Source organism: Yoonia vestfoldensis DSM 16212, assembly GCF_000382265.1.
GTDB lineage: Bacteria > Pseudomonadota > Alphaproteobacteria > Rhodobacterales > Rhodobacteraceae > Yoonia > Yoonia vestfoldensis.
On the sequence record NZ_KB907973.1, the window covers coordinates 1 to 19,361 of the forward strand.

Sequence of the window (19,361 nt, forward strand, 5' to 3'; positions counted from 1 at the left end):
CATCATCACCACCAACCTGAGCTTCAGCGAATGGGCCAGCGTCTTTGGCGATGCCAAAATGACCACGGCACTGCTCGACCGTCTCACCCATCGCTGCCACATCCTCGAAACCGGCAATGACAGCTACCGCTTCAAGGCCAGCTCCGAAACAGCCAAGAAAAAGCGAAAGGAGACACCACCATTGACGCCATCATAATACGCAGATCATAACGACTGGGTGGGTCAGATCTCGATGAAAATGCCGGGTCAGTTCTCAGTGACAATCAACAGGCATAGCCCCAAAATGCCGTTCAGGACGATCATGATGGCGGCAAAGACAGTGTCGCGGGCAACCGTGCTTTCACCGATAGGCGCAGAGAGCAAGAGCGACACGATCAGTGACACCTCGATGACCGTCACGGCCAACGCCAGAATGATCGACCCAAAGGGTTGTCCCACACGATGGGCAATTGTCTCGGCATGATGGACGGCGGCAAACACAGCGGCAAAAAGCAAGGGGACCGCCAGCACGACCATCCACCACGCTGGGTCGCCACCAGCAGACGACACCGCAAAGCCCGCAAAAACGAGCGCGCAGACCGGGGCAATGATTGTCCAGATGGGCGTGGCCATCACCGCGCGTTCAAGTACTGCCATCAATCAGCGGGCTGAAAGACAAACGGCGCCGCCTGCGCAAAGTTGCCAGAGCTTTCGCCCGACATGACGCGTTCTATGTCCACGCCCAGATCCAGCTTCATCACATCGGCACCTTCGGACAGGTCGAGGTTCGCAAGATCGACCCAGAACACGCTGGGAGACTGCACGGATTCCACATAGTAACGGCGATCCAGATGGTCGGCGACAACACGCGAACGGGTTGTCGACAGATTTGGTTGATCCGCGATGCTGATCCCCCACGGCACCGACGCCTGCCGGATGACGCTGAATACCGCCGCGGCAGCGGTGCGCGCGTCGGCGCTTTGCTCGACGGCGTTGATGTAGAAACTGGCACGCACGAAACGGTCGGTCGCACGCACGGTTCCCGGCAGGAATTCACGCGGATTGACCGCGTTCCAATATTCGCGGACGGCAAGCTGGCGGTCATAGGTCGGTTCATTGGTCATGACCTGATAGCTGCGGTCGTGCCAGATCACCATTTCGCCGTCGACGAACTCGATGATGGCGCTATCGCCCGTCGCATCGGACATCGAGACGTGGACGGTGGCCGCACGTCCGGGGGGGCCGACAGGCACCGCGCCACCCGCGACAAGAATTGGATTCTCGCGCAGGTCTGCAACCGCTTCTGCAACCGAACAGAACTGATCAAGCAGGTATTGCGGAAAGACCGACAAGGACACCCGCGGGGTCATGCCGTCATCTTCGGGATAGGTCGCCTCTACCTCCCACAAAAGATTCACGACGAGGCCTGCTTCGTTCATCCCATCGGCGGTAGATATATCGTACCCCGAAACCGCAAGGCTGCCGTAGCGCGACGTCCATTCCGCCGACCGCTCACCGGCGGCGCCGTTGCGCGCCATGCCGCGCGGAAAATCCCACAGGTTGCTGACCATGGGTAGCTTCCAGTCCATGCTCCGTCCGGTCAGGATACGATCCTCGGGGCCAAGATACACCGCGCGGGTGCAGGCCTCTGCGACCGGGGCAGCGGCCAGGGCAAATGCCAAAGCCATCGGCGCGATATGATTGATAAAGCGTCCCATCAGCGTCTCCTCTCGGTTTGGTTTCGTGCGCTACTCCATCAATGTGAAATTCGTGCGTTCAGAACGTCCAGGTCGCCCCGATGACAGGTCCGACCATGCTGCCGTCAAACTCTGTCCCGCCATCGGTGTAATCGAGGTAGAGTTCACGCCACCCCGCTGAAATGAAAAGATTGTCTGTCGCCTGAAAGTTCGCGGTGACAGCCGCCTGCCATGTCAGCTCTGACCCGACCCCGAAGCCGCCGACATCGGCATATCCCAGCAGTGACCATCTGTCCGAAAGCACCGCATTGGCACGCAATCCGATAATCGGATCGACAAAGCTCTTTTCCGGCGCGACATCGACACCGGCTAGCGGGACAGAGACGCGACCTTCGATGATCCAGGCCCGCAGGCCGCCCAAAACGTCGATGGTCCCGCCATCGGCCACCGTGAAACGGTTGCCTGCGGCCAGGGTCAGCGATTGCAGCGTCACCTCTCCCGATGCGGGAATACCCGGTGGGACCCGCCCATCCCGAGAGGATGCAGAATAGGTGTAGTCCGCGAAAAGCACCAGATCGCCACGCCGCGCCAGCCCGGTGAGGAAAAACGCGCCATCCAGGTCTTCCAGAACCTCGGACAGGGATTTGTCAAACGACAGGGTCGGTGCGCCGCTGAGCGGTGTGAAATCCCCCTTGACTCCAGCGCCCCACCCATAGGCCGTGGCCTGACCCGACCATTCCTGCGCGGACAGCGCCATTGGGGCCAGCCCTGCGGCCAAAACAGCGCATGCTATGGCCGAGATCGCGGCGTGCCGGTTGGGTCTGGTCATGCAAGCTGCTCCTTGAAGATGCGTCCGCCTTTCATCACGAGACGAAGATTCCTGTCGGGGTCCGAGAGGAAATCAAGTTCGGTTTCCGGGTCGCCGTCCCAGACCAGAATATCCGCCAGCGCCCCTTCTGCGATCACGCCGAGCGCGCCCTGATATGGTGCGCGATCACCCGACATGGCGAGCAATTCACCCGCCGCACCTGTTGCCATCCGAAGCGCCTCGAGCGGTGGCATGAAGCGCGCAAGTTTGCCAAGTTGACGGCCTTGGGATGCGGCCCCGGTCGGATTGAACAGCACATCGGTGCCGAACGCCATCTTGACGCCTTCTGCCCGACCTTTTTCGAATGCCTGAACTGTGCCGACGGCGACTTCTTGTTGCTTTGCCTGTTGGCGTGGATCGGACTTGGGGTTGGCATCTTCATCGGCAAGGAATGGCTGGATGCTCCACCAGACACCTGCTTCGGCCATAGCACGGATCGTCGGCTCGTCCGCAAGCTGGCCGTGTTCGATCGACCGCACGCCCGCCTCGAGACAGCGCATGATGCCCGTCGGTGTATAGACATGGGCGCAAACATAGGTGCCCCAGTCTGCCGCTGCTTCAACGGCGGCACGCATTTCGTCGAGCGTGTATTGTGCGGTGTCCAACGGATCATAAAGCGACGATACGCCACCACCAGCCATGATCTTGATCTGGCTCGCGCCGCGCATCAGCTGTTCGCGCGTGCGGCGCAGCACTTCGTCCCGGCCGTCCGCAATGGCGGCAACGCCCACGCTTTCAGTATAATCCGCAGGTTCATTGGCCATGCGCGGCAGGGCATTGAGCAACCGGAAATCCCCGTGGCCAGATGTTTGCGACAACATCGCGCCCGATGGGAAAATGCGTGGGCCTGTCACGGCCCCTTGGTCGATGGCCTGTTTGAGGCCAAAGACCGGCCCGCCAGTGTCCCGCACCGTCGTAAAGCCGCGCATCAGGGTCGCCCCGGCCTCGCGCCCGGCCATCAGATGCACCCAGCCGATATCCTGCGTCAGTGCCGCGATCTGGCTGACACCGACCAAAGTTGCGTGCCAGTGACAGTCGATCAATCCGGGTGTCACCGCGCGACCGCCACAGTCGATCACATCAGCCTCGGTCGGACCCGTTCCGGTCGCAGGCAGCCCTGTGATCCGCCCGCCCTCGACGACGATGTCGCGGCCTGTCTGCATAGAGAGCGTCGTGCCATCAAAGTAGCGCAGATTTGTCAACACTGTCGGGCGTCCCGGCGTCTGGGCGCGCAATTCGCGTGGCGCAAGACCAAAGCCGGCAAACATCCCCAGAACCGCCGCAGTGCCACCCCGCAATTGGCGGCGCGTGATGTCGGCTTCCATCCGCTTCATCGCCGCAACGGTCTGCGGCGCACCACAAAGGCAGGGATTGATCGCCGCTGTTCCGCTTTCAAGCGCTTCAATACAGGTTATGCACATTGTGAGAGTACCTTTTTCGAAAACTGTCGGATTGAGTATTGATCCATAAAATGAAAAATGGAGCACCCCTGCAATCAAGGCAAGTTTTTTATGATTTGTTGAATTGTTTGCATGCATCATCGTTTTGGATGAACAGAACATGTCGGGATTGGGGCATGTCGCATGCCTTGATACAGTTTGGTGGAAATGAATTCCGCGCATCAAGGTTTCTGTGGCGTGATGAGCAACCGTTGTCGGCGGCGCGGATTGCCCCGCCTTTTTCGTGATGCCAAGAGATGCCGCGCGCCTTGATTGCCCGGCCCGTGTGGCTGCGGCTAAGTCTAGGCTCTGCGGACAGAGTTTCCGCCGGCGATGATCCTGCGGATCAGGGCGGCCGCAGCCATGTGTCGTTCGGTTTCGGCCTTGGAACCGACGGCATTTTCATGTGTGGCGGCCGCATCCGTCAGAACACCCATGATTTCCTTTTCGGGCAGAATCTCCGCATCATTGAGCGCAAGAAGCAAAGCCTCGCAGATTGTAAGTGCGGCCATTCCCGAATACTTGTGATCGTTCTTCATGGGTTTTGACCTTTCCGCCAAGTGCGACGCCGGACTGCGCCTGAAGCTTACCAAGCAGACTGACAAGGAATGTGCTACGCTGCGCTGATCGAGATCAGCTATCGACGCCAATTCCTTGCGTAAAGCTTCGCGAGGTAATGGAGGGGACACATGATCGAAAACACTCCACTTGTTCGCAAGCTTGGCGCATTTGTCGCGCTTTCCGCACCCGAACTGGCCGTGCTTGCATCCTTGCACAAGCGCCGTCGCACCTTTGTGGCGGGGCGGGATCTTGTCCGTCAGGGGCAATCGGATCAGGCCGCCTATATCCTCGCCAATGGATGGGCCTGTTCCTACAAGCTTCTCGAGGACGGGCGGCGGCAGATCGTCGACTTCCAGATCCCCGGTGACTTTCTGGGACTGCGCAGCATTCTTTTGCACGTATCGGATCACAGTATAGAGCCGGTGACAGACATTGAGGTCACTGAAATTCTTGCTGCCGACCTGCTGACCGCCTTTGCGCAGACGCCCCGGCTGGCCACAGCCGTCCTTTGGGCTGCATCCCGGGACGAGGCGATGGTAGTCGAGCATCTGGTTGACATCGGGCGTCGGGATGCCGCTGAACGCATGGCGCATTTCCTGTTGGAGCTTGGCGGGCGGCTGACGCTCGTCGGTTTGGCGACCAAAGCGGGTTATGCCTGTCCGCTGACGCAATACCTTCTGGCCGATGCGCTTGGGCTGAGTTCGGTCCATGTCAACCGCGTGCTGCGCCAGCTGCGCGAAGCAGGGATGGTCACATTCAGGGAAGGGTTCGTCGCGTTCGACGATTACGACAAACTGGCGGTATTTGCCAAGTTCGACCCGACCTACATGGATCCGCGGGGTCCGCTTCTGCTTTGAACATCTGCCGCGGGGGCCAGCCGTCAGATACGGCCCAGCAGCATCAGGATGACGACGATCAACAGAACCGCGCCAAGCGCGCCTGTGCCTGCATGCCCGAAGCCATAGCCGTAGCCACCGAAGCGTCCGCTGAAGCCTCCGAGCAGAAAAATCACAAGAATGATGATGAGGATCGTACCGACTGACATGGCTTTTTCTCCTGTGGTGCGGAACCGGGCGCGGAGAATGCGACCCGTCCTGCGCAGTCTTTGTCGTCTCCTGCATCTGCCCGGCGCATATGGCCGGGCAGACAGGACATCACATCACGCCAGCGCGTGGGTGGCGGCATCCAGTTCCTTGTGGGTGTCGGCGTCGTTCTTGGCTGTGTGGGCCTTCTCGGCGGCTTGATAATGCTTGAGCGCAGCATCTTTCTTTGGGCCGGAAGGCGCCTTGTCCCAAGCGACCTTCACAGTCTTCATCTTGTCAGCCACGTTGGTCGTTTTGTTTGCTTCGGGTTTCATCTGCTTTGTCCTTTCTCGGACGGTCCGGGGCACAAGAAACACGCGGGACATGGGGGGCGAGGGGGGGACAGATTGCCCCACGTGTCTCAGGCTTGATCGGACAGGTACAGTTCACCGATATAAGGTGAACACTCAGACTATCGCGCCGCCGTCATCAGGCGACACTGATGCAGGTTGGTCAGTGCCTTTGAATCCGGGCGTCTTTTGCCCAGAGGTGCCGTTTCGGCTGGTTTCCGCCTCGTCGGGCAGAATGCGCGTTCCGGCCCGGCGCTCGAGGATCGCGCGGGCGTCGGTCAACTGGCCGATCCCGGCAAGCTTGCCGCTCGCCCTGACAAAGGTCATGGCGGCGGTGACTTTCGGCCCCATTGACCCCGGTGCAAGCGCAAGTTCGCCCATTGCGTCTGGGGTCGCTTCGTCGATCGCGATCTGATCCGCGCTGCCATAGTGACGATAGACCGCTGGCACATCGGTCAGCAGCAACAGCGCGTCTGCATCCAGCCCCAAAGCCAGCAAGGCCGCCGTCCTGTCCTTGTCGATCACGGCCTCCACGCCCGTCATGTCGCCGTCCGCGTTGCGCACGACCGGGATGCCGCCGCCGCCTGCGCAGATCACAATATGGCCCCCGCCCAGAAGGACCTTGATGGCGTCAAGCCCCAGGATCCTGAGCGGCAGCGGCGAAGGCACAACACGGCGTTGGCCGCCTGTTACCTCGGTCACCATGGACCACCCATGATCGCTTGCGGCCTGCGTGGCCTCTGCCATCGTATAGACGGGCCCGATCGGTTTGGTCGGGTCCTCGAAGGCGGGGTCGCTTGGGTCCACCTCGACCCGGCTCAGCAGGGTGGCGCAGTGCGATCCTGTGGGCAGGGCATTCATCAACTCCTGCTCGATGAGATATCCGATCATGCCTTCGGTTTCGGCACCCAGCACATCCAGCGGCCAGGGCGCGGCTGGATCGTAGGCCGCACCTTGCAGCGCAAGCAAGCCGACCTGCGGTCCGTTGCCATGCGCCACGACGATCTGGTGGTCGCGGGCGAGATCGGCCAGCGCCCGTGCCGCGATCCGCACATTCGTGTGCTGCGCCTCGGCCGTCATCGGCTGACCTCGCTGCAAAAGCGCATTACCACCAAGGGCCACGACCACCCGCATCTCAGTACCTCATCGTCGCGACAAGAACCGCCTTGATCGTGTGCATCCGGTTCTCGGCCTGATCGAAAACGACGGACGCCGAGGATTCAAAGACGTCGTCGGTCACCTCCATGCAATCGATCCCGAATTTCCGGAATGTTTCTTCGCCAACCTGCGTACCCCGGTTATGAAACGCCGGCAGGCAATGCAGGAACTTTGCATAGGGGTTCCCGGTCATTTCCATGACTTTATTGTTCACCTGATAGGGCGACAGCAGCGCGATGCGGTCTTCCCAGACCGTGTCTGGCTCTCCCATCGACACCCAGACATCGGTGTAGACGAAATCAGCACCTTCCAGCCCCTCGGCGTGTTTCTCGGTCAGGGTGATCCGGGCGCGTGTCTTTTCGGCGATCTTGCGGCACCGTGTGACCAGCTCCTGGTCGGGCCAGCAGCTATGCGGACCACACAGGCGCACGTCCATCCCGACAAGTGCCGCCCCCACCATCAGCGAGGCCGCCGTGTTGTTGCCCACATCACCCATGAAACAGACCGCGATATCGGACAGATGTTTCTGCGTGAACTCGCGCATGGTCATCAGGTCCGCAAGGATTTGCGTCGGATGGAAGTCATCCGTCAATCCGTTGAACACGGGCACGCCGGAAAACGCCGCCAACACCTCGGCATCTTTCTGCGCGAAGCCACGATATTCGATCCCGTCGTAGAAACGACCAAGCACGCGGGCGGTATCCTCGATGGTTTCCTTATGCCCGATATGGCTGCCCGACGGCCCGAGATACGTGACATGCGCGCCCTGATCATGGGCCGCAACCTCGAACCCGCTCCGGGTGCGGGTGCTGTCCTTCTCGAAGATCAGCGCGATGTTCTTGCCTTCCAGTTGCGGTTGCTCATATCCGCCCTGCTTGGCCATCTTCAGGCTGACGGCCAGTTGCAGCAGATGCTGGATGTCCTCGGGCGAAAAATCCAGCAGTTTCAGAAAACTGCGGCCGCGAAGGTTCTGTGGCATTGTGTAATCCTTCCAGAGATCAGGTGAGGGTCTGCGCCACGGGCCGGCGCAGCGCAAATGGCATGGGGGTGGCAAGGCCAAGGCGCAGAAGGATCGACGCCCGTCCCGATGTCAGGCCCATGAGCGCCGCCACCGCAGCGCGCCGCTCGGGCACTTCGACGGCCTGATTGAAATGGGCATGGGCCAGCCCCAGATCGGTCGCAACCAGCGTGAGGCGTGCCAGAACCCGGCCGGTTTCGACCCAGTGTTGCGGCGCATCGCCCGCACTGACCAGCAGAACAAGGGCTGCCGAACTGTCGATCTGCGCGCTGTATTTTGCCGCTTCCGACGCCTTGCGATAGACCAGCGGAAACACGACGCCACCGAGCCGTTGTGGCATCGACGGGTTGCCCGAACAGCCTGAAAACAACCCGTCCGCCCGCGCAAGCGCCGCAGCCTCGCTGAACCGCAGCCAGTCGCGCAGTTCGGCGACAAAGGCAGGATCGTCCATCTGGTCTGCGTTCGCGGCAACCACAAGATCGCGCAGCGCCGTCTTGGCGGTGGCGTCCTCGACCAGATGCAGCACCACTTCGGATCCTGCGGTGACCTGCTTCAAGGCGTCTTGTTCGGGCGCGGTCAGGGGCGCGCCGTCATAAATGCTGCGGTTCGACTGGCGCTGGGCAACCGCCGTCACCAGCGGGTCCGCCAGCCCACCGGGCGCAAGACTGATCCGAAGCCTCTCGCCTGCGGGGTCGAAAACCGGGCGGGCCGTCAACCCATAGGCGGATGCGGCAATCCCCAGCGTTTCCGCCGCCGCGCCGAGGCTGACAAAGCTGTGGTGGCGATCAGGATCGACGACAGGGGTGAACCGGGCCGGGTCGGGTGCGATGGTGATCTGACTGTCATCCCCCGAAAACCGCCAGGCTTGGGTGTTGTGGTTGTTCGGGGCCAGCGTGGCAAAGCGTACCAGTTCCGCCATGCGCGTAGGCCCCTGCGCCATGAGGTCCAGAGGCAGGCGCAGCGCCGCCCCCGCTTTGGCAAACCCGGCGGTGTCGCGCAGCATCCACGCCCCGGCCGCCACCGCAGGCACACCGACGACCAAAGCCGGAATGACCGCGCGACGTGACAGATGCATCCCCATCACACCGCATCCCGGATCAGCGGGCAGGTCATGCAATGCGATCCGCCACGGCCGCGGCCCAGCTCTGATCCGGGGATGGTGATGACCTCGACGCCCGCCTTGCGCAGCAGGGTATTGGAATAGGTGTTGCGTTCGTATCCGACGACGACTCCGGGTTCGAGGCACAGCAGGTTATTGGCGTCGTCCCATTGTTCACGGGCACTCTCATAGGCATCGCCGCCAGTTGGCACGGTGCGCAGTTTCTTGAGCCCAAGGGCAGCAGCCACGACATTCAGGAACGGTTCCGTCTCGACTTCGACGGCGATGGCCCCGCCTTCGCCGGGGCGCAGGCTGGTGCAGCGGATTGCATCCGTGACTTCTGCAAAGACGGTTACGAGGTCGCGGTCGCAGAAGGTGAAAACGGTATCAAGATGCATCGCGCTGCGGGACTTGGGGAACTGGCATGCGATGACGCGCGTCGCGCCGCCGCCCGCGAACAGCCGACGGGCGATCTGGCCCACGGCTTGCGGTGTCGTGCGTTCGCCCATGCCGATCAGCACGGTGCCATTGCCGATGGGCATGACATCGCCGCCCTCGACCGTGGCCGGGCCGTGATCCTGCATCGGATCCCCCCACCAGATCGGAAATCCCGCATCCTTGAAATCGGGATGAAAGCGATAGATCGCGGCCACGTTCAGCGTTTCCAGCCGCCGCGCGGGCCAGTGCATCGGATTGACCGTGACACCGCCATAGATCCAGCAGGTCGTGTCGCGGGTAAAGATGTGGTTGGGCAGGGGGGGGAGGATGAAATCGGCAGGCTCCAGCATAGGGGCGAGCACGCCCTTTGCCGGAATCGGCAATTCAGCCCGGCTCATGCCCCCGATCAGGATGGTGGACAGCAGGTCGGCATCGACCTCCATCAGATGGGCCGTCAGGTCATCGGCCAGACCGACACCCACGGCGTTGTCACTGATCCGCGCTGCCAGCAGCCATTTGCGGGCCTCCATGTCCTTCAGCGTTTCCGCCAGCAACTGGCGCAGGAACACGACCTCGATCCCGCGATTGCGCATCGCATCGACGAAGGTCATGTGTTCGATCCGCGCCTGTTTGACCCAGATCACGTCATCGAACAGCAGTTCTGCGCAATTGGCGGGCGTCAGCCTGGCCATGGCGGCCCCGGGCTTGTGGACCAGAACGCGGCGCAGCTTGCCCGCCTCGGAATGGACGCCATAGGTGATGCTCATGTCGGGGTTCCTTGAAGGATGACGCCCATGCTCAGGGCGGCCATGATGATGACGGTAAGGACCAGAAGGACCGGCCAGACAAAGCGCAGCCAGCGTTCATAGGGCACCCGCCCGATGGCCAGCCCGCCCATGACAACGGCCGAGGTCGGGGTAACCAGATTGACCACGCCCTCGGCCGACTGGAAGGCAGTCACGACAAGGCTGCGGGAGACCCCGGCGAAATCGCCGACGGGGGCGAGGATCGGCATGGACAGCACGGCAAGGCCCGAGGTCGAGGGCACAAAGAACGACAGAACGACCTGAATCCAGTACATCACGTTGATGAAGATCACCTCGTTCAGGCCCGCGACGGTGCCTTCGGCCCAGTGCAGGACGGTGTCTGTCATGTGGCCCGCGTCCATCACCACCACGATGCCGCGCGCCAGCCCGATGATCAGCGCCACCCCCAGTAGGTCGCGCGCCCCGCCGACGAAGGCGTCGACCAATCCCTTTTCGCCCAACCGGCCCACAAGGCCGATGCCAATCCCCGCAAAAAGGAACAGCCCGCTCATTTCGGCCATCCACCAGCCGCCCAGCGATACGCCCCAGATCATCACCGCGAAGGTCGCGCCGAACAGCATCAGCACGATCTTGTGCAGCCCGCTGAAATCGCTCGCCCCGGGCGCGGCCGTGCCGACGAAATGCGCTTCGTTGGCGGCTTTCTTGTCAAAGACCAACGAGCGTGACGGGTCGGCCTTGACCCGTGCGGCGTAGCGCATGACATAGGCCACGGTCACCGCAAAGGTCAGCGCCAGCAGGACCAGCCGCAGCATCAACCCGTCGGTAAAGGGCACCCCGGCGGCGTCCGATGCGATCACGGTCGAAAAGGCGTTCACGGTCGAGCCCAGCACGCCGACGCCCGCGCCCAACAGGATCGTGGCCACGGCGGTCAGAGCGTCATAGCCCGCCGCGATCATCACCGGCGTCAGGATGACGTAGAAGGCCAGCGTCTCCTCGGCCATGCCGTAGGTCGAGCCGCCAAGCGCAAACAGCGCCATCAGGATCGGGATCATCCATTTTTCCCGCCCTTTCAGCCGGGCCATCGCGCGCTTGATGCCTGCGTCGATGGCGCCTGTGGCCGTCACCACGCCGATGAACCCGCCGATCATCAGCACGAAAAGCGCCACGTCGATCGCATTGGCGGAGTAGCTGCCGGGATCATAGAACCCGGCGATCGGCGCAAGGATCACGTCGAAAATGCCCTGCGGATTGGCGTCGGTGGGGGCATAGGTGCCCGCAACCGGAACGTCCTTGCCCAGTGTCTCGGAGGCCACACGCTCATACTGGCCGGCGGGGATCACCCAGGTCAGGCCAGCGATGATGATGATCAACGCGAAAAGGATGGTATACGCAGACGGAAAGTGGAAACGGGACGCGGTTTCGGGCGCAGGCGTTTCGGGGTTTGCCATGATGTGTCCTTTGCCAGCAAAAGCCGCATTGATGCATGTGGCTGTTGTGACAAGGCTAGGCGAGGATGGCGTGCGGCGGACTGACAGAGGTTAGCGGGGCCTTCTGCCCGATGATCCCCGGCGCGGATTTTGCCGCAGGGGGCCGGGGGGCAAATCACTGGCGGTGCCGAACCTGGGCCACTGCTCGCAAGATCGCAAAGCTGGGGTCGGCCTCGGCCCATGGCAGCGACGCTTATCTTGGGTCTTGCGCCGATGCAGCGCCGGTTCCCAGTTCGATGATTTCGGCGGTGATCGCCTCTTGGCGGACCCGGCGCAGGGTTGCCTCGAACGCGCCCAACTCGCGCGTGATCTGGCTGCTGGCGGCGGACATCGCCTCCATCCGCGCCTCGTTCTCGGCGGCAAAGGCATGGAGCGCGCCCTTGCACACCAAGGCATGGAGGTAGTCCCCGCTGAGGCTGGTGATCAGTGCCTCGGTGGGAAGCTGGGTCAGCGGCCGTGTCGCGCCGGGCGTCGGCAGGACCGACAGGTCGATCGGCAACAGTGCCTGCCGGACGACTACCGTGCGTCCGCCCGCCCGTCTGGCGTGGATCATGTCCATCCGCTCAAAACGATCCTCTGCCATCGTGCGATAGATTGCCTTGACGATCCCGTCGGCGAGTTTCGGAATGCCGGGCGTCCGTGAGGGCATCGGCGCCGCCCAGACCGGATAAAGACCGCGCGCCGCGACGATGGATCGGCCACGGGAGCCGATCAAAAACAGGCTGGTGGCGGGCAGATTGTCCTCGATGCTGTCCAGAACCCGTTCGCTGAATGCGCCCGCGAATCCCTGTTCAGCGCAAAACACCAAAAGACCTGCGCCGTTGACAGCCTTGCCGTCTGTGCGTTCAGGTGGCGATGGTGCCCCAGCGGGGCCAAGCGCGCTCGACATGGCGGCGGCAAGTGTCGCGGCATAGCTGTCGACTGCCTCCATCGCCGCGCAGGCGGCGTTGGCGCGGGCGGCGGCGATGCCCTTCATCGCGTTGACCACGGCCCCAAGCTGGCGAATGCCGTCGATCCTTGCGCTGACATCGGCAAGCCGTTCCGTCATGTCGCGGACCCGGTATCGCCAAGCTGTTCTGCAAGCCGGGTCATCGCGGCCATCATCGCGGTCCGCGCCTTTTCATCCAGCTCTCCGGTCGTCTGGATGGCATGCAGCGCAGCGGTTGCATCCCGGTCCAGACTGTCCGGCAATTTGTCCCGAAACCGCGCAACAGCCTCGAGAGGCAAGGGGTCCAGCAGACCTGATTGCACCGCGAGCAGCAGCGCCACCTCATCGGCGAGGCGCAGCGGCGCATTCTGAGGCTGGCGCAGGATTGCCCTGATCCGCTCGCCGCGCTTGAGTTGTTCGCGCACGCGGCCTTCGGGCATACCGCCGAACCGGGTAAATACCTCAAGCTCCAGAAACTGCGCATAGTCGAGCCTGAGCGTGCCTGCCGCCTTGCGCAGGACGGGCGCCTGCGTCTTGCCGCCCACGCGACTGACGGACAGGCCGACATCCACGCTGGGCTTCTGCCCCTGATGGAACAGCGCCGCATCCAGCACGATCTGTCCGTCGGTGATCGAGATCAGGTTGGTCGGGATGTAGGCCGACAGGTTCCCCGCATCGGTTTCCGCGATCGGCAATGCGGTCAACGACCCGCCGCCACGCGCCTTGGACAGTTTCGCGGCGCGTTCCAGCAGGCGGGCGTGGATGTAGAACACATCGCCCGGATAGGCCTCGCGCCCTGGCGATTGCCTTGTCAGGAGCGCGATTTCACGGTGGGTGGCGGCGTGTTTGGACAGATCGTCGATCACGATCAGGGCGTGCTGGCCCTTGTCGCGGAAATACTCGGCCATGGTCATGCCCGCATAGGGCGCGATCCATTGCAGGCCCGGTGCCGAGGCGGAGCCTGCGACCAGCACGATGCAGCGCGCGAAATTCCCGTGCGCTTGCAGCGCGTCGATGGCGCGGCGGACGCTCGATGTCTTCTGCCCAACGGCGACATAGACGCAGATGATGTCGCTGTCGCGCTGCGCGATCATCGCGTCGGTGGCCAGTGTCGTCTTGCCGGTGGAATGGTCGCCGACGATCAATTCGCGCTGGCCCCGGCCAAGCGCAAAGAGCGTGTCCATCACAAGGATGCCGGTCTGCACCGGTTGCGTCACCAGATCGCGTTCGATGATCGAGGGGGCTGGGCGCTCGATCGGCCAGCGTTCGGTCGTTTCGATCGTGCCCTTGCCGTCAAGCGGGCGGCCAAGCGGGTCGACGATGCGCCCCAGCAGCGCCTCGCCAACGGGTACGCTGACCACCTCGCCGGTGCCGAAGACCGCATCGCCTGCTGCGACCTTGGTCGCCGCGTCGATGAACACGCAGCCGATCAGATCGGGGTCCAGAACGCGGGCGAACCCGAACTGACCGCCTTCAAATCGCAACACCTCGTCAAGGCGCACGTCGCGCAGGCCCGAGATCATGGCCACGCCATCGCCGATCTCCTCGACGCGGCCCCTGTGTTCCGGGCGCGGGCCCAGTGCCGCGCGTCGTACGGCGCCTTGTGCGGAGGCGAGCCAGTCCGGCGTTTCAACCGGCATTTTCAACCTCGTTCAGGATTGTCTGAAGGTCGGCCCGCCAGCTGTTATGCAGCACGAAATGGGCGCTGCGCAGCTCCAGCCCGGCGATCAGGTCTGGATCGGTGACAAACCGCAAGCAGGGCGTGCCGCCCAAGGCTTCGTTTATGGTGCGTTCGATCTCGGTTCTCTCGGCCGTCTCGGGGTCTGTCGCGGTGACGATGTCGATGTCGACCGCCACGGTCGTCAGGGTCGCACGGTCAGAGGCGGACATGCCGACAATGGCAACGATCAGATTGGTGCGAAAGGCGGCCTGAACGCCGGGCGTGTTGAAGCGGCCAAGAAGCTTGGCGGCGATCTCTACGGACAGCCCGACGGCCTTTTTCGCGGTATCCTTGCGCGCGGTTTCGCGGTTGCGGTCAATGTCGGCGCGCGCGGCGGCCACAAGGGCGTCGGTCTTTGCCTGCGCAGCGGCCATCGCGGTTTTCGCGTCTTTTTCAGCCGTGGCCTTGGCGTCGGCAAGTACGGTTTCACGGTCGGCCGCTATGCCTGCCTTGGCCTCTTCGACCTCGGCCAATGCAGCATCTGCCTTGGCCTGTGCCGCCTTGGCGTCGTCGAGCATGGCCAACGCCGCCTTCTGGCGTCCGCTGATCGCGCCGGCGACCGGCCGCCAGAACACGCGGCTCAGAAGCCAGACGAGGATCAGGACGTTGATCGCCTGCAGACCCAGACCCCACCAGTCGAGTGTCATGCGCTCATGCCAGCAACGGGTTGGCGAACAGCAGCAACAGCGCGATCACCAGGCAATAGATTGCTGTCGTCTCGATCATCGCGAGACCCACGAAAAGGGTCCGCGAGATCGTGTTCGCGGCGTCGGGCTGACGGGCGATGGCGTCCATTGCAGCGGCAACGGCGCGCCCTTCGGCAAGTGCGGGGCCTATGGCACCGAAAGCCACGGCAAAGGCCGCGCAAAAGATACTTGCCAGGCTCAGATAGTCCATCATGGTTCCTTTTCAGTCAGGGAAGGGGTCGGATCATCAGTCTGTGCGGTGCCGTCCTCGACCGCGGAGGTAATGAACACCATTGCGAGCACCGCAAAGATATAGGCCTGCACCAGCCCGGTCAGCAGATCGAGCGCCATCAGCGGGATCGGCACCAGTAGACCCGCCAGCGAGGCGACGATGCCGATGACGAAGACGCCGCTCATCACATTGCCGAACAGGCGGACGAACATCGAAAAGACGCGCGTCAGGCTTTGCAGGATGTTCAGGGGGATCATGACCGGATTGGGCGCGGCAAAGGATTTCAGCCAGCCGCCCAGACCACCCGCGCGGACGCCGAACCATATCACCGACAAGAAGACCAGCACGGCAAGACTTGCGTCGGTTTCAAGCTGGGCTGTCGGTGGTGCGACGCCGGGTAGAAGCGAGGACCAGTTCGCAACGAGGATGAAAACGAAAAGCGTTCCGATGAACGCGCGATAGGGTGCCGGGGCCGCGCCCGTTGTTTCGGTGATCTGGGTGTCGAGCGTGGTGACGATCAGTTCCAGTGCCGCCTGCGGCCGGGTCGGCCTGAGCGCCAGTCGGCGGGTCAGCGCAAAAGCACCGATCACCAGTATCGCCATGATCACCCATGTCGTGGCAATCGCTTGCGTGATCGCAACCGGCCCGATCTGGACCAGGACCGTGGCGTCGAGCGGCGAATTCACGCGCGGCCCTCCCGCATCCTGCGCAGCATGATCCACTTGGCGCACAGCAGCCCCGCAAATGCCGCGAGCAGAGCCAGACCGCCTGCCAGAACGGCAAGAAAGAACCCGCTCGCCAAAAGCGAAATGCGCCCCAGCGTCAGGGCGATCGCGCGCAATGGTTCGCCACCGTTGACAAGCAGGTTCGCGGTCTCGCGAAGTGCGCGGAAATAGCCATACCCGATGAAAAGCCCGCCCAGAAAGCAAAGCGGCAGCAGCACCATGAGGGGCAGGTCGGTCATCGTGCGTTCATCCATTTCCAAGCTGTCCAGCCGCCGATGCACAGCCCCAGCAGTAGCATTGGCGCGCTCCAGAAGATGCCGGTCTGGAACCGCGCATCGACCCAGCGGCCAAAGAAGAGGCCCGCCAGCGTCGGCACCACGAAAATCCAGCCCAGCACGCCGATCTGCGCCAGACGGCGTCCGACGGACATGTCACCTTCGCGCAGCCATTGTTCGTGATGGCTGCGATGCTTGCGGATCTTCACGATCAGCGGATCGGTTTCTGCGGGGTCTGATCGGTCTTCGCTCATCGGAACTGTCCTCTGTCAGCGCCTTGTCCCAGTCGGCTGATCATCTGGCGGATGGCGTGCATCTGCACCCGCATCGTCTCGATATGCTCCATCCGTTCGTCATCGGCGTCGGTCTGGAACCGGGTCAGGACCTGCGCGTCCAGCGTGGCCAGATCGTCGCCAGCCACCGCGTCGCGGGCAGCGACCGCGATGGTGCCGCCGATCACGGTCAGCACGCCGCCCCGAACCGCGCAGAACCGTTCGACGCCACGGGCCTGCCAACTGATGATGGAGACAGCGAGCGCGGTCAGGAACGGGGCATGGCCGGGCCGGATACCAAAGCTGCCGCTGGCGTCCTCGGCCCTCACGCTGCCGACATCCTCGTCAACCACGACGCAAAGCGGGGTCACGATACGCAATCTCATGCTGCGGCCTCGGCGTCCGTGGCGGTTGCCTTGGCTTCCTTCGCGCGGGCATCCTCGAGCGTGCCGACCATGTAAAGCGAGCTTTCCGACCATTCATCCGCTTCGCCATCCAAGATGGCGCGGCAGCCGACAAGAGTTTCGGCAAGCGGCACGCTCGCGCCGGGCGTTCCTGTAAAGGCTTCTGTGACCATGAAAGGTTGGGTCAGGAACCGCTGCAACCGTCGCGCGCGTTTGACGATCAGGCGGTCAGCTGTGCCCAGTTCTTCTACCCCAAGCAAGGAGATGATATCGCTCAGCGCGCGAAACCGCGCCAACGTCTGCCGGACCGCTTCGGCTGTGTGGTAGTGGTCGTCGCCGACAACCAACGGATCGAGCAGCATTGACGACGACCCCAGCGGGTCGATTGCCGGATAGAACCCTTCGGAAGCCTGGGCGCGGGACAACATGATGACGCAATCCATGTGACCGGAAATCGTGGTGACCGCCGGGTCGGTGAAATCATCTGCCGGGACATAAACGGCCTGAATGGCGGTCACTGCCGATCCCGAGACCGAGGCGATCCGCTCTTGCAGGCCCGCCACCTCTGTGGCGAGCGTCGGCTGGTAGCCAACGCGCGACGGCAGACGCCCAAGCAGGCTGGACACCTCTGCCCCCGCCTGAACAAAGCGGAACACGTTATCCATCAAAAGAAGGACGTTCTTGTGCTTTTGGTCGCGGAAGTATTCCGAAACCGTCAAGGCGGTCAGCGGGGCCCGCCAGCGCGCGCCGGGCGGCTCGTTCATCTGGCCGTAGACCAGCACCGTCCGCGCCAGTACGCCCGAATCCTGCATTTCGGTCAGCAGTTCGTGCCCCTCGCGCGATCTTTCGCCAACGCCGGCAAAGACCGAGATACCTTCGTATTTTTCGACCATGGCGCGGATCAGTTCCATCACCAGAACGGTCTTGCCGACCCCGGCGCCGCCGAACATCGCGGCCTTGCCGCCCTGTGCCATCGGCGTCAGCAGGTCGATCACCTTGATCCCCGTCTCGAACACATCCGTGGCGCTGGTCTGGGATTTCAGAAGCGGCGGCAGGGCGTGGATCGACCGTCGCGGGGTGTCGTCAGGCAGGGCAGGCCCGTCATCCTGCAGATTGCCCACGACATCCAGAAGCCGCCCAAGAACCGCTGCGCCCACGGGCACCGTGACGGGCGCGCCACGCGCATGGACCAAAACGCCCCGGGCGAGACCGGCGGTAGATTGGAACGCCACCGCGCGGACCGTTTGTTGATCAAGATGACTGTGGACTTCGAGAACAAGATCGGTGGGCCGGTCCCAGTCGACCACCAGCGCCGCGTTGACCGGTGGCAGGTCCGTACCGGTAAAGGCGACATCGACCACCGCCCCCCGGACGGCATGCACCACGCCATCGGTTCGGCTGGATGCGTCCGGCAAAGCCGGCAGGTCGTCGTCCGCTGTCTGATCTGCAGTCATGGATGCCAAACGGGACCTCTTTGCTTGTCACTTGCCAAGAGCCGGCACCAAAGGACCGGTCTGCGGGAAAGCATTGCGGACAGTGTAGAAAGAAGAAGGGACGCGGGTGCTGATCTACATCAATGCGATCACGAACTGTGCATGACCCGCCGGGGCAGGCCGCGTTTTGCCGTGAAACGTGGCTTGCTGCTAACGCCGATCAGTGCGCCGCAGCGTCGCATGCCGCACAAAGGGACATGCCCTGAGTCCTGACGCTCAAATGATCGGAGAGCCACCATGAACGGTTATGTCGTGAACATCGAAGACCTGACGGAAAAGAACACCGATTTCCGGCGTGTTCTTTATTCAGGGACCAAGCTGCAACTCGTTCTGATGTCGCTGGCGCCGGGCACCGAAATCGGCGGCGAGATACACGCCGACAACGACCAGTTCTTTCGCATCGAAGAGGGAAAGGGAATGGTCGTGATCGACGGCGTCACCCACAAGGTCAAGGCGGGCGACGGCATCGTCGTGCCTGCAGGCGCACATCACAACGTGATCTGCCGCGGCCATGACGCGCTCAAGCTTTACACCATCTATGGCCCTCCGCATCACGAGGACCAGCTGGTTCAGAAGACCAGATCCGACGCGGATGCGTCTGACGAGGCGTTTTCCGGCAAAGGCACCGAACAGGCGGCAGACGTCGTCGAGGTCCGGGCCCGGCCGTGAAAGGCGGCCTCGCCATATCATCTTCAAACAGGGGTTCCGTCAGCGCGACGTCCCATTCTCAAGCAACGAAAGGA

Annotated in this window: 24 protein-coding genes; 3 read left to right on the forward strand and 21 right to left on the reverse strand. The window is 62.8% G+C overall.

All coding sequences use genetic code 11. The features are described 5' to 3' along the window. Window positions 1–196 (forward strand): ATP-binding protein (locus H147_RS19120; protein ID WP_019953268.1); only part of this gene is annotated, 196 nt, incomplete at its 5' end. Window positions 197–246: 50 nt separating this feature from the next. Here the strand turns inward: H147_RS19120 and H147_RS0100010 are convergent. The 5 genes from H147_RS0100010 to H147_RS0100030 form a co-directional block, all read right to left on the reverse strand. After that, entirely contained in the window at window positions 247–636 is a 390-nt protein-coding gene (locus H147_RS0100010; RefSeq protein WP_019953269.1) for a calcium:cation antiporter family protein, read from the reverse strand. Next, a complete protein-coding gene (locus H147_RS0100015) occupies window positions 636–1,697 on the reverse strand; it encodes a linear amide C-N hydrolase (RefSeq protein WP_019953270.1) in 1,062 nt (353 codons plus the stop codon). The genes H147_RS0100010 and H147_RS0100015 overlap by 1 nt, the downstream gene beginning before the upstream one ends. A 58-nt stretch (window positions 1,698–1,755) precedes the next feature. Then, on the reverse strand, window positions 1,756–2,505 hold the full coding sequence (locus tag H147_RS0100020; protein WP_026352111.1) for a hypothetical protein: 750 nt from the start codon (window positions 2,503–2,505) through the stop codon (window positions 1,756–1,758). Next, complete coding sequence (locus H147_RS0100025) at window positions 2,502–3,965, reverse strand: metal-dependent hydrolase family protein (protein WP_019953272.1); 1,464 nt, start codon at window positions 3,963–3,965, stop codon at window positions 2,502–2,504. Before H147_RS0100025 ends, H147_RS0100020 begins: the two co-directional genes overlap by 4 nt. A 320-nt stretch (window positions 3,966–4,285) precedes the next feature. Then, on the reverse strand, window positions 4,286–4,522 hold the full coding sequence (locus tag H147_RS0100030; RefSeq protein WP_019953273.1) for a hypothetical protein: 237 nt from the start codon (window positions 4,520–4,522) through the stop codon (window positions 4,286–4,288). Between the two features lie 150 nt (window positions 4,523–4,672). Here H147_RS0100030 and H147_RS0100040 point away from each other — a divergent pair, with 150 nt between their 5' ends. Next, window positions 4,673–5,401 (forward strand): Crp/Fnr family transcriptional regulator, encoded by a 729-nt coding sequence (locus tag H147_RS0100040; protein ID WP_019953275.1) that lies wholly within the window; start codon window positions 4,673–4,675, stop codon window positions 5,399–5,401. A 23-nt stretch (window positions 5,402–5,424) separates the two neighbouring features. On the opposite strand, the gene H147_RS20435 is transcribed toward H147_RS0100040, so the two are convergent. The 16 genes from H147_RS20435 to atpD form a co-directional block, all read right to left on the reverse strand. Then, window positions 5,425–5,589: a DUF3309 family protein gene (locus tag H147_RS20435; protein ID WP_019953276.1), complete on the reverse strand. Its 165-nt coding sequence runs from the start codon at window positions 5,587–5,589 to the stop codon at window positions 5,425–5,427. Between the two features lie 114 nt (window positions 5,590–5,703). Then, the gene (locus H147_RS0100050; protein WP_019953277.1) at window positions 5,704–5,901 is read right to left on the reverse strand and encodes a hypothetical protein; all 198 of its coding nucleotides are present in this window, start codon (window positions 5,899–5,901) and stop codon (window positions 5,704–5,706) included. Window positions 5,902–6,033: 132 nt separating this feature from the next. Then, window positions 6,034–7,050: a carbamate kinase gene (gene arcC, locus H147_RS0100055; protein WP_019953278.1), complete on the reverse strand. Its 1,017-nt coding sequence runs from the start codon at window positions 7,048–7,050 to the stop codon at window positions 6,034–6,036. 1 nt (window position 7,051) lies between these two features. Continuing rightward, window positions 7,052–8,053 (reverse strand): ornithine carbamoyltransferase, encoded by a 1,002-nt coding sequence (gene argF / locus H147_RS0100060; RefSeq protein WP_019953279.1) that lies wholly within the window; start codon window positions 8,051–8,053, stop codon window positions 7,052–7,054. Window positions 8,054–8,072: 19 nt separating this feature from the next. Continuing rightward, window positions 8,073–9,173, reverse strand: a complete 1,101-nt coding sequence (locus tag H147_RS0100065) for an Acg family FMN-binding oxidoreductase (RefSeq protein WP_019953280.1) — start codon at window positions 9,171–9,173, stop codon at window positions 8,073–8,075. Then, entirely contained in the window at window positions 9,173–10,396 is a 1,224-nt protein-coding gene (gene arcA / locus H147_RS0100070; protein ID WP_019953281.1) for an arginine deiminase, read from the reverse strand. The genes H147_RS0100065 and arcA overlap by 1 nt, the downstream gene beginning before the upstream one ends. Further along, entirely contained in the window at window positions 10,393–11,844 is a 1,452-nt protein-coding gene (locus H147_RS0100075) for a YfcC family protein (protein ID WP_019953282.1), read from the reverse strand. Before H147_RS0100075 ends, arcA begins: the two co-directional genes overlap by 4 nt. A 232-nt stretch (window positions 11,845–12,076) precedes the next feature. Further along, window positions 12,077–12,931: a F0F1 ATP synthase subunit gamma gene (locus H147_RS0100080; RefSeq protein WP_019953283.1), complete on the reverse strand. Its 855-nt coding sequence runs from the start codon at window positions 12,929–12,931 to the stop codon at window positions 12,077–12,079. Then, window positions 12,928–14,451 carry a F0F1 ATP synthase subunit alpha gene (locus H147_RS0100085; RefSeq protein WP_019953284.1) on the reverse strand — a complete coding sequence of 508 codons (1,524 nt, stop codon included), beginning with the start codon at window positions 14,449–14,451 and terminating at the stop codon, window positions 12,928–12,930. Before H147_RS0100085 ends, H147_RS0100080 begins: the two co-directional genes overlap by 4 nt. Further along, window positions 14,441–15,178 (reverse strand): F0F1 ATP synthase subunit B, encoded by a 738-nt coding sequence (locus H147_RS0100090; RefSeq protein WP_019953285.1) that lies wholly within the window; start codon window positions 15,176–15,178, stop codon window positions 14,441–14,443. Before H147_RS0100090 ends, H147_RS0100085 begins: the two co-directional genes overlap by 11 nt. A gap of 4 nt (window positions 15,179–15,182) precedes the next feature. Then, window positions 15,183–15,428: a F0F1 ATP synthase subunit C gene (locus H147_RS0100095; RefSeq protein WP_019953286.1), complete on the reverse strand. Its 246-nt coding sequence runs from the start codon at window positions 15,426–15,428 to the stop codon at window positions 15,183–15,185. Next, a complete protein-coding gene (locus H147_RS0100100) occupies window positions 15,428–16,135 on the reverse strand; it encodes a F0F1 ATP synthase subunit A (RefSeq protein ID WP_043699188.1) in 708 nt (235 codons plus the stop codon). Before H147_RS0100100 ends, H147_RS0100095 begins: the two co-directional genes overlap by 1 nt. Then, window positions 16,132–16,413 (reverse strand): N-ATPase subunit AtpR, encoded by a 282-nt coding sequence (locus H147_RS19125; RefSeq protein ID WP_211216491.1) that lies wholly within the window; start codon window positions 16,411–16,413, stop codon window positions 16,132–16,134. The genes H147_RS0100100 and H147_RS19125 overlap by 4 nt, the downstream gene beginning before the upstream one ends. After that, window positions 16,410–16,703: an AtpZ/AtpI family protein gene (locus tag H147_RS0100110; RefSeq protein ID WP_019953289.1), complete on the reverse strand. Its 294-nt coding sequence runs from the start codon at window positions 16,701–16,703 to the stop codon at window positions 16,410–16,412. The genes H147_RS19125 and H147_RS0100110 overlap by 4 nt, the downstream gene beginning before the upstream one ends. Next, window positions 16,700–17,107: an ATP synthase F0F1 subunit epsilon gene (locus H147_RS0100115; RefSeq protein WP_026352113.1), complete on the reverse strand. Its 408-nt coding sequence runs from the start codon at window positions 17,105–17,107 to the stop codon at window positions 16,700–16,702. Before H147_RS0100115 ends, H147_RS0100110 begins: the two co-directional genes overlap by 4 nt. Continuing rightward, the gene (gene atpD / locus H147_RS0100120; protein WP_019953291.1) at window positions 17,104–18,579 is read right to left on the reverse strand and encodes a F0F1 ATP synthase subunit beta; all 1,476 of its coding nucleotides are present in this window, start codon (window positions 18,577–18,579) and stop codon (window positions 17,104–17,106) included. Before atpD ends, H147_RS0100115 begins: the two co-directional genes overlap by 4 nt. A gap of 276 nt (window positions 18,580–18,855) precedes the next feature. On the opposite strand from atpD, the gene H147_RS0100125 reads away from it, so the two are divergent. Continuing rightward, the gene (locus tag H147_RS0100125; protein ID WP_019953292.1) at window positions 18,856–19,287 is read left to right on the forward strand and encodes a cupin domain-containing protein; all 432 of its coding nucleotides are present in this window, start codon (window positions 18,856–18,858) and stop codon (window positions 19,285–19,287) included. Window positions 19,288–19,361 lie beyond the last annotated feature (74 nt).